The organism is Solwaraspora sp. WMMD792 (genome assembly GCF_029626105.1).
Lineage (GTDB): Bacteria > Actinomycetota > Actinomycetes > Mycobacteriales > Micromonosporaceae > Micromonospora_E.
In genome coordinates, this window is sequence record NZ_JARUBH010000009.1 from 3,290,718 (window position 1) to 3,304,183 (window position 13,466).

Annotated in this window: 13 protein-coding genes and 1 pseudogene; 5 read left to right on the top strand and 9 right to left on the bottom strand. The window is 68.7% G+C overall.

Annotated features, from left to right (window positions below):
- Positions 1 to 42: 42 nt before the first annotated feature.
- The 3 genes from O7629_RS15885 to O7629_RS15895 all read right to left on the bottom strand — a co-directional run bounded on the left by O7629_RS15885 (position 43) and on the right by O7629_RS15895 (position 2,614).
- Positions 43 to 987 carry an RNA polymerase sigma-70 factor gene (locus tag O7629_RS15885; RefSeq protein WP_278170100.1) on the bottom strand — a complete coding sequence of 315 codons (945 nt, stop codon included), beginning with the start codon at positions 985 to 987 and terminating at the stop codon, positions 43 to 45.
- Between the two features lie 73 nt (positions 988 to 1,060).
- On the bottom strand, positions 1,061 to 1,498 hold the full coding sequence (locus tag O7629_RS15890; RefSeq protein ID WP_278170101.1) for a hypothetical protein: 438 nt from the start codon (positions 1,496 to 1,498) through the stop codon (positions 1,061 to 1,063).
- 9 nt (positions 1,499 to 1,507) lie between these two features.
- The gene (locus O7629_RS15895) at positions 1,508 to 2,614 is read right to left on the bottom strand and encodes a hypothetical protein (protein WP_278170103.1); all 1,107 of its coding nucleotides are present in this window, start codon (positions 2,612 to 2,614) and stop codon (positions 1,508 to 1,510) included.
- Positions 2,615 to 3,207: 593 nt separating this feature from the next.
- Between O7629_RS15895 and O7629_RS15900 the strand changes: the two are divergent.
- The 3 genes and pseudogenes from O7629_RS15900 to O7629_RS15910 form a co-directional block, all read left to right on the top strand.
- Positions 3,208 to 3,432 (top strand): annotated as a pseudogene (locus O7629_RS15900) (ATP-binding cassette domain-containing protein); the annotation flags it as partial.
- A gap of 29 nt (positions 3,433 to 3,461) precedes the next feature.
- The gene (locus O7629_RS15905; RefSeq protein ID WP_278174818.1) at positions 3,462 to 4,751 is read left to right on the top strand and encodes a hypothetical protein; all 1,290 of its coding nucleotides are present in this window, start codon (positions 3,462 to 3,464) and stop codon (positions 4,749 to 4,751) included.
- The gene (locus O7629_RS15910; RefSeq protein ID WP_278170104.1) at positions 4,741 to 5,400 is read left to right on the top strand and encodes a hypothetical protein; all 660 of its coding nucleotides are present in this window, start codon (positions 4,741 to 4,743) and stop codon (positions 5,398 to 5,400) included. The genes O7629_RS15905 and O7629_RS15910 overlap by 11 nt, the downstream gene beginning before the upstream one ends.
- 50 nt (positions 5,401 to 5,450) lie before the next feature.
- On the opposite strand, the gene O7629_RS15915 is transcribed toward O7629_RS15910, so the two are convergent.
- Together O7629_RS15915 and O7629_RS15920 are read right to left on the bottom strand one after the other, a co-directional pair.
- Positions 5,451 to 6,236, bottom strand: a complete 786-nt coding sequence (locus tag O7629_RS15915; protein ID WP_278170105.1) for a CHAT domain-containing protein — start codon at positions 6,234 to 6,236, stop codon at positions 5,451 to 5,453.
- Between the two features lie 16 nt (positions 6,237 to 6,252).
- Positions 6,253 to 7,878: a hypothetical protein gene (locus tag O7629_RS15920; protein ID WP_278170106.1), complete on the bottom strand. Its 1,626-nt coding sequence runs from the start codon at positions 7,876 to 7,878 to the stop codon at positions 6,253 to 6,255.
- 849 nt (positions 7,879 to 8,727) lie between these two features.
- Between O7629_RS15920 and O7629_RS15925 the strand changes: the two genes are divergently transcribed.
- Positions 8,728 to 9,285 (top strand): dihydrofolate reductase family protein, encoded by a 558-nt coding sequence (locus O7629_RS15925; RefSeq protein ID WP_278170107.1) that lies wholly within the window; start codon positions 8,728 to 8,730, stop codon positions 9,283 to 9,285.
- Here the strand turns inward: O7629_RS15925 and O7629_RS15930 are convergent.
- Positions 9,267 to 9,416 (bottom strand): hypothetical protein, encoded by a 150-nt coding sequence (locus O7629_RS15930; RefSeq protein ID WP_278170108.1) that lies wholly within the window; start codon positions 9,414 to 9,416, stop codon positions 9,267 to 9,269. The genes O7629_RS15925 and O7629_RS15930 overlap by 19 nt on opposite strands.
- A gap of 127 nt (positions 9,417 to 9,543) precedes the next feature.
- Positions 9,544 to 10,422, bottom strand: a complete 879-nt coding sequence (locus tag O7629_RS15935; protein ID WP_278170109.1) for a hypothetical protein — start codon at positions 10,420 to 10,422, stop codon at positions 9,544 to 9,546.
- Between the two features lie 43 nt (positions 10,423 to 10,465).
- Here O7629_RS15935 and O7629_RS15940 point away from each other — a divergent pair, with 43 nt between their 5' ends.
- Positions 10,466 to 11,275: an aminoglycoside phosphotransferase family protein gene (locus O7629_RS15940; RefSeq protein WP_278170110.1), complete on the top strand. Its 810-nt coding sequence runs from the start codon at positions 10,466 to 10,468 to the stop codon at positions 11,273 to 11,275.
- A 28-nt stretch (positions 11,276 to 11,303) separates the two neighbouring features.
- Here the strand turns inward: O7629_RS15940 and O7629_RS15945 are convergent, their stop codons facing one another.
- Both O7629_RS15945 and O7629_RS15950 read right to left on the bottom strand, forming a co-directional pair.
- Entirely contained in the window at positions 11,304 to 12,431 is a 1,128-nt protein-coding gene (locus O7629_RS15945) for a hypothetical protein (protein WP_278170111.1), read from the bottom strand.
- An 87-nt stretch (positions 12,432 to 12,518) separates the two neighbouring features.
- Positions 12,519 to 13,364, bottom strand: coding sequence for an alpha/beta fold hydrolase (locus tag O7629_RS15950; protein ID WP_278170113.1), 846 nt, complete (start codon positions 13,362 to 13,364; stop codon positions 12,519 to 12,521).
- Positions 13,365 to 13,466: the final 102 nt, after the last annotated feature.

A 13,466-nucleotide genomic window follows, 5' to 3' on the forward strand; every position in this document is an offset into this window, starting at 1 on the left:
TTGCTGACGCGACCGCGGCGTGAAGCACCTCACACTGTGTGCTCAGAAGGCGGTGAACAGCGGTTCCCCGTGGTCGGCCGCAGCCCAGGACACGGTGGCCCGGTGCAGCTTGTCGGGGTTGACCTGGCTGCGGACCACGGCCACACCGTCGGCGGTGACCTGCAGGCACATGACGCCGATGACCCGTCCGTCAACGACGACCACGACCGCCGGATCACCGTTGGCGGTCCAGGCGTACACCGCTGGCGAGCCGCCGAGCAGGGCCCGCTTGGCCGCCCCCGGGGTGAACAGGCCGCGCAGGAACTTCGCGACCGCGACGGCACCGACAACCGGCACAGCGCGGGCCGGGATGTGTCCGCCGCCGTCGCCGATCGAGACGGCGTCGCCGGCGAGAAGGCGTAGCAGCGGCTCGATGCGACCGCTGGTGGCGGCGGCCAGGAACTCTTCGACGACCCGCCGGGCGGCGCCCCGGTCGACCTCGGTGCGGGCCCGGCCGTCGGCGAGGTGCCGCCGGGCCCGGTGCAGGATCTGCTGGCTGGCGGCCTCGGAGACGCCGAGGATGCCGGCGATGTCGCGGTGCGGGTAGTCGAACGCCTCCCGCAGGACGTACACGGCCCGCTCGTGCGGGGTCAGGCGTTCCATCAGGGCGAGGACGGCGTACGAGACGGATTCGCGCTGCTCGGCGGTGTCGGCCGGGCCGAGCATCGGGTCGCCGGCGAGCAGCGGCTCGGGCAGCCACTGGCCGACGTAGGTTTCGCGGCGGGCCCGCGCGGAGGTCAACTGGCTGAGACACAGGTTGGTGAGGACCTTGGTCAGCCACGCTTCGGGGACGTCGATCCGGTCGACGTCGGCGGCCTGCCAGCGCAGGAACGTCTCCTGTACGGCGTCCTCGGCCTCACTGGCGGAGCCGAGCAGGCGGTAGGCGATCGCCGCCAGGCGCGGCCGGGCCGCTTCGAACCGGTCGACGTCGTCCGCCGTCAGTGCCATGACCCCGATGGTAGGCGCGGCCTTCGACCCGGCCGTGCCGCCATGCACGACGACCCGGGGCACGGGACGGGGGTCAGTTCAGCTGCTCGACCTCGCGGTCACCCAGCGGCGCGGCCAGGCGTACCAGGACGGCCGATTCCAGGGCGATCGCCGGGCATTCCTCGTCGGCCGCTTCAGGCAGCCGGCCCACCCGGATCTGGACGCGCACCGCTGTCTCGCTCTCCTGCACCTGCGGCTCGGCGCCGTAGCAGTCGGCGGGACCGGCGGTCACGGTAAATTCGAGGGTACGGTCGTCGACGGCTCGCCAGCTGCGCCAAGCGACGACCTGCGGGTCGACCAGGTCGTCGCGGACCGGCAGCGCTCCCGGGCTCGTTGCGGCGTCCGGCGCCCGGGTGGCGGTGGTGCCGTCGCCGTCGTCGCCCGGCTCGGCCGCCGGGCCGCAGGCACTCAGCGCGACGACCGCCCCGACCAGCAGTACGGCTGTCAGTCGAGGCGGTCGTCGCGTCAGCATCGACTCAGATTACCAGTCGCCGTTGGCGGCGTTCGTGCCGTCGAGGACCGCCGTGTCGAAATACGGCCCCCGGTTCACTCCGCTGCCGTCAACGGTGGACATAACCGATCGGACATGGCCGAGACCGTTGGCGTTGCTGTAATTCCAGATCCACGGACCACCCGAGGAACCGCCACCGAAGTTGCAGGTGATCTTCGAACGGTTGTCGAGAATGCTGTTGTCGACGGCGGTGCCCCAGCAGGCCCACATCCTGTCCCCGCCGTCGCGGTTGCTCGGGTAACCGAAAATCGACACATCGAACTCGGTGCCACCGTTGTAGGCGAGGCCGTGCCCGCCGACGGTGTCGACGACCGTCGTGTTCCAGTCACCACCGGAGAACGTGGTCACCCAGCCGACGTCCCGGTTGAGGTTGCTGTTGTTCATCCATTCGTTGAACGTCCGCAACCGGTACGCCTGGAACCGGCCGACCGGGTCGTGGTCGGCGTTGAAGGCGTTGTATTTCGGCACGAAGACCAGGTTGCTCAACCAGTCACCGCCCTGGCCGCTGTGGACACAGTGGCCGGCGGTGATCAACACCCGCTTGGACGAGGTGGCGACCGCCGACGCGGAGCACCACGAGCCGCTCTCGTAGCCGCCGATGAACAGTTTGCCGTTGGTGATCGAGAAGTTCGTCACCGGATCCGGGGCAGCGATCTCTTTCGTCGCGACGGTGGCGGCCACCGGCTTGGTCACGACCGTGGGCGTCTTGCTGGCGATGGCCCGCGCGGTGTTCTCGACCCACACGGCGTCGCCGGGTGCGTCCAGCGGCTTGGCCGCCTTCATCCGCTCCGGTGTCCAGTACGCCAGCACGTCGGGGTCTCCGCCGGTGCGCTCGAACGCCTTGAGCTGCGCGGGCGAATAGGTGCGGGCGGTCTTGTCACCCGGCAGCCGCACCGGCGCGAGCGAGCTGCTGGTGCTCAGATCGGAGCCGGCGACCCGGGTCGGCTTGGTCTCCACCTCGGCCGGACCCGCAGTGGCCCCGGTGGCGGACAGGACTGGCGCGACGGCCACGGCCAGCGCGATGACGCCGAGGCGTCGAACACCCCGGGTAATACGGGTTCTGCCAGGCATACCCATGCGGCTAACTCCTCTTTGTCGAGCAACCATCCAGGTCGCTTTCGAATCCACGCGTCATTTCCGGGTTTTGAAATGGCGAGGACGGAGGCTGGTGCTGCGGGAACGGCAGCAATGACAACGGCGACTCGGCGCGGCCGGTTGGCCCACACCCTGCTTGTTGAACCGCCCTTGCCATAGTCAACGACCTATTTAGCTTCGTCAACCCTGGGCCACTAGGCCACTACCGGATGATGTTGGAGTCAGCTGTGGACGCGCAGGTGACACCCTTGTAAGGCCCCCACTTACCACCCCAGATTTGTGACCGCCGTCACAGTCCTCTATAGATCATCAAGACATATCTGGAAGCTGTCGTTCAGCTCTTCGTGAGATTCGTGACGAGGGTGCGTAGCCAGGGCTGCCCGACTACGTCAGTACGCCACCAGCGCGGCAGCTTCGGTCAGCCACCGGTCGGTCGGGGGTACAGCGAGCAGGTCAGCTTCACCTGTATAACGGACCCGGCCAGTTAGCAGCTCCAGCGGACGGGGGCCACGAACTCGAAGGGTGCACGTTTGATTTCCGCCACGCGACTCAGCCAGGGCTATCGACGCCGTACCGTGTTTGAGGGACTTGACCTGGAGCTTCGTCCTGGGGTGACCGCACTGCTCGGGCCGAACGGTGCCGGCAAGACGACCCTGCTGCGGACCCTGGCGACCGTGCAGCCGCCGCGCGCCGGCAGCCTGACGGTCAACGGCAGCCCGGTACGGTCCGAAGCCGAGGCCAGAGCGGCCAGACGCCACATCGGCTATCTGCCGCAGCGGTCCGGGTTCGAACCCGGCATCCGGGTCGGCGACTTCGTCCGGTACGGGGCGTGGCTGCGCGGTCTGCGCTGTGGCTGCAATTGCGGACCAGCGTCGCCCGGTGGGGCTTCGCTCCACTGCTCGTCCTGGGGCTCGCCATCCTGTTCGGACGCAGCAGATTCTGGATCGGGATCTGGCCGGAGACTGGTGCCGCTGCGCAGATCAGTGCCTTCTTCGTCAGCGTCTTCGCCGCCGGGCTCGCGGCCTGGATCGCCGCTGCCGTCGAGCTGCGCGGGCTGCACGAGCAGGAGGCCGCCGCCGCGATCCGACCGGTAACCATCGAGCTGACCCGGTTCGCGGCGGCCCTGTCCTGGCTGGTCGCGCCCTACCTGCTGGTTGCGGCGGTCGCGTTCGCGACGACTGCGGCCACGATCTTCCCACCGGGCGTAAGTACGTTCTTCCAGTACGTCCTCCTCGGCCTTACCACGATCATCTTCGGTACGGCGTGGGGTTGGCTGGTCGGCAAGCTACTCGCCCCACTGGTCGCCGCCATCTGCGCCGCGCTCAGCTGGTTCATCGCCACCTCGCTGCTGGAAGCGTCCACGCAGCTGACCCGCGTGTCCGGGCCGCCCTGGTTCGAGCTGCATCTCGACTCGATCGCCGTACGGTTGGCGGCCGTGGCCCTGTTCGCGGTGGCCGTCTGCGCGCTACCGGCCAGGACGGTCCGGCCGGCGTTGTTCGGTCGGCGGGTCGCGGTGGCGGTGCTGGCGCTCGCCGGGATCGTCGCCGCGCATCTGACTACCACGGTGGTCAGTTACCGCGCTCCGGTGGCGGAACCGTTGTGCATCCAACGCACGATCGAATACTGCCTGTGGCCTGAGCACGAAAAGTACGTACCGATGATTGAGGAGCTGGACCGGGAGGTGGCCGCGCTTCCGGTCGAACTGGAACTGCCGGACCGGGTCGTCGACTACGCGCTGTCCGGCTCCACCCAGTGGATCGACGAATACACCGCTCGGGAGCTTCCGGGACGGTTCGATCCGGAGTTCGACATCTCCGAAGGGAGCAGGTGGGGGCTGGCCCGCGGCGTCGCGTCGGCGATCCTCGGTACGGTGTTCGCCGATTGTGAGCCACAAGCCGAGCCGGACCCTGAGCGGCGGTGGAATCAGCTGTTCGCCTGGCTCGAATGGCGGCTGGCCGGTGGGGGCGCGCCAGACTACCGGACGAACGCTCCGGCCGACCTGCAGGCAGCCTGGGCCGTCGGTCGCGACGTCGCCGACGCCTCATCCGGGCAGGATCAGGCGGCCTGGGCGTCGACTCTCATCGCCGAGGTGAAGGAACACCACCGCTGTGCCGGATGAGCATGACCGTTGGTCGCGGCTGCAGGTGGTCGCCGTCTTCTTGCAGGTACGCAAGGCGTGGTGGCTGCTGGCCGTGATGGTGCTGATCGCCGCCGTCGCCGTCGGCTGGGGCGCGTACGCGACCGTCGTCCCGGCCGCCACCGACAGCGGCGGCGCGAACGTCGAGTTTTGGCGGCTGCTGGGGGTCGGTTCGGGCACGCTGCCCGTGCTCACCCTGGCCAGCCCGATGCACGCGCTGGAGGCGGCCGGCGGGGCGGCGTACCACCGGCTGCGCGGCTGGGTGCTCGGCGGCGCCTTCGCGGTGTCGGCCGCCAGCGTTCTCACCGCTATGACGGTCGCTGTCGACCCGGCGCTGACGCCGCTGGTCGCCCGAGCACTGCTGGCCTGGTTTGGGCTGGCGCTGCTGGGCGGGCGGGTGCTCGGCTGGGCGTACTCCTGGATCCCGCCCTGGGTAGCGGTCTGCGCGATCCTCTACTGGGGGCACGGTACCAGCGGCGGCTACCGCTGGTGGGAGTTCACCGTCCAGCCGGCCGGCCATCTGCCGAGCCTGCTGCTGGCGGTCGGGCTGTGCGTGGCCGGTCTCGCCGCGTACGCGCTGACGCCGTGGCGGATCCGGCACCTCGCCGGGACGGTGGCCTCGAATCCCTGACCAGGCGGGACCCGAGTCGGGTCCCGCCTGGTCAGCTCCTCCCGCCTGGACTATCGACCTGCGTCGACCAGGAACAGGCTCGCCGGGTCGACGCCGGGTGCGGTGCGGAGAGTCAGCAGCTCCGCGTCGGGAAACCCGCTCATCTCAAGACCGATTCTGGACAGCGCCAGAGCGCTGGCGACCGACTGGCCTTCGGCCAGGGCGGCGTAGAAGCGGGCGGCGAACGCGATCGCTGCTTTGTCGCTGATCCGATCACTCATCCCGACGGCGGCGGCGACCACCGTCGTCAGCACCTCCAGTTGTGCCGCCGAGTGGCACGAGTTCAGCACCACCAGGCGGGGCGGCCGGTCGACGGCGTTCAGCGCGTTCACGAACGTCCTGGCGCTCATCGCCGAGCTGGAGGCAGGTGAGCCGCTGCCGCCGTCGAATTCCAGCATGGATCTGCTGCCATGCCCGGAGAAGTGGACGACGTGCGGGCGACAGCGCGCCAGGCCGTCCAGCAGATCGGTGTCGGTGGCGGCGGCCATCGGTTCGACGGCGACCAGCTCCCGGTACGTGGCCGCCCGCACCGCTTCCCGGACGATCCGGAGGTCCTGGTCGACCCGCAGGTCACCGTGCGGGGCAGCGGTCAGGTACAGGATTCGCAGCGATCCGGCCGCTTGCGGGGAACCGGCCGTGGGCACCGCGTCGATCGGCGCGGACGGCGCCTGGCCTACGCCGGTCGGCGCGTTCCTTTCGGCCTTCGCCGCGCTTCTTTCGGCCTTCGCGTTGTTGCCGATGGCCACCGCCGACTCGTCGACGTTCATGTTGCTGATGTTGAAGTTGTCACCGCCCATTGTTCGGCCACACCTCTCAGTTGCTTGCCGACGAATGGGAGCCGACGGCCACGGCACTGTTGACGAACGTGCTCTCCGAGATCGTCGTACTGTTGTTCTGGATGTAGGTCATCCGGGTCCGGTACTCGGAGGTGTCGACGTGGTGTTCCTCGAGGTAGTCGATCAGCGCCTCGGACACCGCCTTCTCGACCAGCTTCAAGTACTTCTCGGCGTCCAGGGACTGAAGGAACTTCTGCGGCGTCTCCTCGCTCGCCAGTTCTCGCACGCTGATCCGCGCACCGTAGTCGTGGATGAGGTTCTGCTGACTGTCCTCACGTGCCCGGTCCATCCGGTTCGACAGCGTCATGATCTGCCAGAGTGACCGCGCCGCGTGCAGTGGCGCCTTGATCGTTTCGGGCCACAATCGCACCGCGCTCGACACCGCCTCACCGAGCCGCAGCGCCGCCGACTTCCGCAGGCGGTCGGCGACGTGGTACTCCTCAAGGATCGGCGGCAACATCATGCCGAGGAATTCGGCGTACAGCCGGCCACCTTCGACCGCCACATGAACGAAGGCGGATATGACGACTTCCTGGTTCTGCGCCGGCAGCACCAGGCGTCCGTCGCCGGCAACGACCGGTTTGCCCTCGACGCCGATGGTGATCCGCTGGTAGTAGCGCAGTCCGCCCTGCGGGTGGCGGATGATCGCGGCGATGGCTTCGGGTGAGGCCACCGAGTGCGGCCGGCGGGCCGGGTCCAGGAGCGGGTCGCCCTCGCGGCGCTCGCCGTCGGCGACGATGTGGTCCGCTACCCGTACGCCGGGCACCCGCTGGTGCTCGGGCAGCGCAGGATCGGTGAGCGCCCAGACCCGCTTGCGGATCGCGACGTGGATCTCGTACGGATCGACCGAGTCGTGAACGCTCACCCGGGGCTGGGGCGTCGAATCCGTGGGGGGCAGCAGGGTCGGGTCGGTCCGCAGGCTCAGGGCCATCGTCCACGAGGCATTGCCGACCGCGGCGCCCGCTCCGAGTAGCGGGTTACGGGCGTGCACGGTGACGTTGCCGTTCTGGGTCCCGCGTACCCAGTGCAGCCGCTGGGCGATCCGCTCGTTCGGCAGCTGCGGAGCGCTGCCCGGCACATCCGCGCCGAACGCTTGCAGAATCGTCCGGAAGGCCATCATCCGGTGCACGGCGAGGGCGGCCAGGGTGCCGATGGCGAACGTCAGCGGCAGGGCCAGCGCGAACGTGAAGAACGCGTCGATCACCGGCAGGGCACCACTTAACGGGTCATCGCCGGCCAGCCCCGTCGGATCGTTGTTCTCGGGCGCCAGACTGGCGAACAGGAGCAGGAGCGGCGAGTAGATGCCGAGGCAGCAGAAGACGATGGCCGCTGCGACGAAGTACGCCGTGCCACGAGGCCCCCTCGTGTACTTGGGGGCTCCGCGGTACTTGCTCCGGTGGAGGAGCCCCGCCGCCACCAAAATCCAGGCGAGCGTCACGAACGGGAAGGTAATGAGGCCGACCAACAGCAGCCCGGTCAGGACGGAATCCCTGATGAACAACATCTTCCGGGCCTGGAAGGAGTGCCGGACCACCGGGTCGAGGTCGAAATCGACAGAGTTCGCGACGGCGCGTTGCTCGTCTCCGACCACCTCGTCGATCACAGTACGCGCGAAGTCGTTGTTGAGATAGGCCGCGCTGCACAGCATCCGGGTGATCGTGCTGAACGTGGGCGGAGGCTGGGGAGGCGTTGGCGTGTAGAAGAACGGGACAGGCTGCTCTCCCGGCTTCGATCCATCGGTCTCCGTACTATCGATCATGAAAGCGTCCCAAGGTCGGTGACTACACGAAGGACGGCCAGATTAGAGCCGGACGAGACGTTCCAGGATCAAGAGATCAGGCTCAGTTGCCGTCCACCCGGGAAGATCGACTTGACCGAAGGTACCAGGATGTCAGGCTCCGGTCCGAGCCACTTCGATCTCGATCACGGGCACTTCGAGGTCCAACCTGCCAGCCATCAGGCATGATCGCCGATCATCGATTAATTCTGGTTTCGACAACATGGCGACGATCTATCAGGTTGCCGACAAGAGCAATTCAGGTTGGTTCCCTGACACACTGGAGACCGGAACGTGCGGCCGCTGCACCGAGAACGCTGATCTACGGTGGTCCCATGCAGGCGGAGGCGACCCAGCGGGCAACGCAGGCAGCCGCAGGTGGCACCGGCCCCCGGTGGCCGCGCTGGAAGCGCTCGGACGTCTGCATGCCGGAATGCGCCGGTCGACCTGCCCACCCCGACCAGTTCGACGGCCACCGACTCGGTGTCGAGTGGCTACGTCAACTCCGGAAGTCCTGACACCCGCCTGGGCGTCTGTCGGATCAACTGCAACCGTCCGCAGCCCTCGATGTGGGGCACGTCCCGTCGCACGAGCGATGGTTCCAGCGTCCTCCAGTTGCATCCCGTGGTCAGAATCGCAGGGCGCGACACTGTCGTGGCGTTAGACTCGCCGGCCATGGGACTGCTCACCTTCAGCCTCAACGTCACCCTGGACGGTTGCGTCGACCACCGGGAGGGGATTGCTGACGATGAGACGCACGCCCTCTTCACCCGCCTCATGGACGAGGCCGGGGCGATGCTGTGGGGTCGCGTCACCTACGAGTTGATGGAGAGCTACTGGCCGGCCGTCGCCCGCGGCGACCAGGAGGCGCCACCAGCCATCCGCGAGTGGGCGGTCAAGCTGGAGGCCAAACCCAAGTACGTGGTGTCGTCGACGCGTACCGACTTCCCGTGGACCAACAGCCACCACATCCCCGGCGATCTGCGCGAGGGCGTGCAGAAACTCAAGGACGCGACCCCGGCCGGGGTCCTCCTCGGCAGCGGCACGCTCGCGACCGAGCTCGACCGGCTGGACCTGATCGACGAGTACCAGCTGCTCGTCCATCCCAGGATCGCCGGCCACGGCCCGACGCTGTTCCAGGGTGGGCTGCCCGGCACCCGCCAGCTCGAACTGCTGTCGGCGCAGCCGCTGCGCAACGGCGCGGTGGCCATGCACTACCGCCGCGCGCGCTGAAGCACGGGTACGGGTACGGGTACGGTCAGCATGTCCCGCCACAGGCGCGGGTTCTTGGCGCTGGCCACCTTGCCGGTGGCACAGTCGAGCACCGCGAAGGCCCGGTCACCGGCGATGCCAGCCTCGTCCACGTACGCCCTGGTCCAGGTCCTCTCCGAGCATCGACTTCACCGGGTAGCGCGACAGCTGCCGCACCCTGCCCACCTGACGATCGTGGCTCGTGCCAAGGAAACCTAGCGGAACATCTGGCACTGTCGGTCAGCTCCTCGTGAGGTTGGTGACGAGGGTGCGCAGCCAGGGTTGCCCGAGTGCGTGGTCGCGTCCCACGGCGCGGGCGACGGCGAGGCGGCCAGCTCGACTGCGGCCGTACACGACCAGCGCGGCGGCCTCGGCGAGGGCCTGCCGGGTGCGCTCGTCGCGGTCGGGTCCGGTGTCTTCGGCCAGCCACCGGTCGGGGTACAACGAGCGGGTCAGCTTCACCTGGTGGTCACCGAAGTACGACCAGACTGACGGATCCAGCGACACGTTGGTCACGGCGGCGGCGGGCAGCGTCCGGGTCCAGTCGGCGTGCTGCTGCCACCGGTACGTCTTCGGGCTGGTCGAGGTCCGCCTGGTGACGCCGACGAAGCGCAGCTTGCGGCGGATGACCGGCCACGGCTCGCGGTCGGCGTCGATCCAGTCGCGCAGCAGGGTGAACAGTTCGGTGAACGTCCCACCACCGTCCACGACGTCGACCAGGACCGCCGGCCGGTCCCGTCGGGCCAGCGTGTGTGGCGTCAGCCCGACCGCGTCGAGGAACCGTCGCCCCTGGGTCACCTCGGCGCGGGTCAACGGACGCCGCCGCCACTGCCTACCGGACCTGACCGCCGGGCGCTGGAACGACAGCGGCAGCCGATGAAGTCGCTGGACGCCGACGGGTCCGGCGAGAACTCCGCCGAGCAGGTCGAACATCGAGTCCAACGATCTGCCGACGAAGTACAGGTCACCGTTTCCGCTGCGGGCCAGCACCTTCCCTGAGCAGGTGACGAGGTCGTCGAGGAACCACAGGTCCGGCGGCGCGGCGCCGGCGAGCAACGTTCCGAGTTGGTCCGGTGTGACCAGGTCCCACCGGAACGGCACACTTTCCTCGACCGGCACCACTCGCCCATGGCGACAGCTTGCGCTGAGTTACGGTGGTCCGGTGCAGGCGGAGGCGGCCCAGCGGGCGACGCAGGCGGCCGTGTCGATCGCCTCATCGCTCGGCTTGACCGTCGACGACGCCGCCGTCCTGCACAACTCGAACAAGCTCACCCTGCGGCTGCGGCCCTGCGACGTGCTGGCGCAGGTGGCGCCGGCGGCGCACCAGTGCGCCCAGCGTGAAGTGGACATCGCTCAGCGACTGTTCGAGGTCGGCAGCCCGGTGGCCGCGCTGGAAGCTCCCGAGGTCTTCGCCCGGGACGACTACGTGGTCACTCTGTGGACCTACTACGAACCGCTGAATCGAGCGATCCCACCTGCGGACTACGCCAACGCGCTCGGACGTCTGCACGCCGGAATGCGCCGGGTCGACCTGCCCACCCCGCACTTCACCGACCGGGTTTCCGAGGCTCAAACGCTCGTGGCGGACCGCGACCGGACCCCGAGGCTGGCCGACACCGACCGCAACTTCCTGGCGGGCACGCTGGACCGGCTGCGCCGGGTGGTCAGCGACAGTGGCCGGCCCGAACAGCTCCTGCACGGCGAACCCCACCCGGGCAACCTGCTCTCGACCCCGGTCGGCCTGCTCTTCGTCGACTTCGAGACGTGCTGCCGGGGACCGGTCGAGTTCGACCTGGCCCACGCACCCGACGAGGTCGCAGACCGGTACCCGGGCGTCGATCACCACCTGCTCCGAGATTGCCGGACCCTCGTGCTGGCGATGATCACCACCTGGCGCTGGGATCGCGACGACCAGTTCCCCGACGGCCACCGGCTCGGCATCGAGTGGCTGAGCCAACTCCGGAAATCCTGACGCCCGCCGGTTGTCTGCGCGCCTTGCCCTACCAGGTGAAGCCGACCATGAACGGGGTGTTGACCGGGCTGCCGGCGCTGTTCACGCAGGTCACGCCGACCTTCATGTCGGTGGTGCCAACCGGGTGCCAGTACTGCACGTGGCAGTGCGCCTCCTGATAGCCGAGCGCGTACGCCACGGCGTGCCCGGAGTAGTCGATGATCTGCGGGAAGAACATCTCGTAGCGTCCGGTGCCGGTCCGGGTGACGGCGTAGTCGCCGCTCACCGAGCTGTCGTTGGTCCAGGTGATCTCCGGTGCCGGCCCACCCGACGGGTACGTGTCGTCGACCGTCGCCAACGCCGTCGGGGCGATCTGCTGCAACAGGTTGTGCACGGTCCAGGTGATGGTGAACCGGGAGTCGACGAAGGCCCCGGAGGCGTTGCGGCACCGTACCCGGGCGATCCCGTCGGCGACGTACGAGTCCACCTTGCACTTCACGGCCGCCGACGTGTAAGCGGTGACCTGGTAGAACGTGGTCTGCGTCTGGGCGGCCGAGGCGGGCAGCTCCACCGCGTACGAGCCGGGCGCGTCCCTGGCGACCCACGGTGAGCCGCCGCTGGCGTCGTAGCGGTACCAGGCGCTCGGGGTGTACATCGGCGAGGTCGGGTTGTTCGACCAGAGGTAGGACACGCCGTCGGCGGCGAGCGTGGAGCCGCTGGCCTCGACGAAGTTCGCCACGAAGTACGCGTCCTGCCGGGCACCGCTGGCCCCGAAGCAGTAGACGTTGACCAGCAGATCGGTGCCGGACGGGTACCAGGAGCCGACGGTGCAGAACCGGACCGCCGCGCCGTACGCCTGCGCGTGCACCACTCCCCCGCCGCCGGTCACCAGCGACCCGAGCCCACCGAAACGCACCAGGTAGCTACCGGCACCGGACCGGGTCACGGTGATCGGCCCGCCGCCGGGATTCTTCGCGTACGAGTAGTAGGTATGGCCGCCGGAGGTCCACGTCGGCACCGTGTAGCTCGTGGCGGTGGGGCTGCTGGCCCACACGTAGCTGGTGACGGCCGGGGTGACGTCCGCCGCAGCCGGCGCTGCCGCCGTGACGGTGGCGGCCACACCGACCGCCGCAGCACCGAGGACGGTCGCGATTCGTCGGAGAAGCCCACTGATCATGGCTCCGACGCTAACCACCGCCGTCAACCGTTCGCGCCGATCACGTCGCGTCCTGAGCGACCAGCTGTCCCAGGGGACCGGATCCGATCAGCCGACTCTGTTGACGATGTCGGCGACCTGCTGGGGCAGGGACAGGAAAGGCGAGTGGGAAGCGTCGAGCGCCTCGATGGATGTCAGGTTGTCGGGGAACGCGGCGTCCGCGTCGGCGATGAACCTCTGCTGGAGCGCAGGCCTGACCGCCATGTCCTGGGCGCAGGTGACGTAGGTGCGGGGGATGGAACCCCAGCCGGACCGGGTCAGGGTGGTAGCACCGAGAGCGATACCGGTGGGGGCGTCGGGTGTCAGCAGTGCGATGGCCGCATCGGCAACGACCGGGGCGACGTCGCCGAAGAACGCATTTCGAAGCTGCTGACGGTAGTCGGGCTCGACGGACGCGACATCCAGTCGAAGCGCCCCGATCGTGGCGGGGTCTGCGCACAGTGACGGCCCGATCAGTTCGCCAGCGTTCTCCGGCATGTCGATGTAGGTGATCGCGGGTAGGTTCGACGCCGGCATGAACGCCGTCAGGTACACCGCATGGGCGATCAGCTCGGGTGTCTGCTCGGCCGCCCGGGTCAGCACCGTGCCGCCCATGCTGTGCGCCACCACCGTCACCGGGCCACCGCGGCCGACCTGCTTGATCTGCGAGACGAGCAGGTCCCCGGCCTGGTCGAGGTCGACGTCGGCCACCGGTGAGACCTCGGTGGCGATCGCCTTCGGGTCGAACGGGCGCGCGTAGACCGAGCGGGGACGCCGGGCCCGTAGGCCATGCCCGGCCATGTCCACTGCGACACTGTCCCGGCCGGCTGCCGCGACGCGGGTGGTGACTTCGCTCCAGCACCAGGAGCCGTGCCAGTATCCGTGCAGAAACAACAGGCGTGTGGACGAGCTCATAGGGATCCCCTTGTGAAACGGGCTCAGCTGATCCGTGAAGCCGTAGGGCCAGGGGCGCCGGCGATGTAACAGCGAACTCTTCGCTCCGAGAGGCGCCTGCGT

Coding starts and splice junctions, on each gene's coding strand:
- O7629_RS15885 (WP_278170100.1), bottom strand. CDS start 987: ATGGCACTGACGGCGGACGACGTCGACCGGTTCGAAGCGGCCCGGCCG.
- O7629_RS15890 (WP_278170101.1), bottom strand. CDS start 1,498: ATGCTGACGCGACGACCGCCTCGACTGACAGCCGTACTGCTGGTCGGG.
- O7629_RS15895 (WP_278170103.1), bottom strand. CDS start 2,614: ATGGGTATGCCTGGCAGAACCCGTATTACCCGGGGTGTTCGACGCCTC.
- O7629_RS15915 (WP_278170105.1), bottom strand. CDS start 6,236: ATGGGCGGTGACAACTTCAACATCAGCAACATGAACGTCGACGAGTCG.
- O7629_RS15925 (WP_278170107.1), top strand. CDS start 8,728: ATGGGACTGCTCACCTTCAGCCTCAACGTCACCCTGGACGGTTGCGTC.
- O7629_RS15945 (WP_278170111.1), bottom strand. CDS start 12,431: ATGATCAGTGGGCTTCTCCGACGAATCGCGACCGTCCTCGGTGCTGCG.
- O7629_RS15950 (WP_278170113.1), bottom strand. CDS start 13,364: ATGAGCTCGTCCACACGCCTGTTGTTTCTGCACGGATACTGGCACGGC.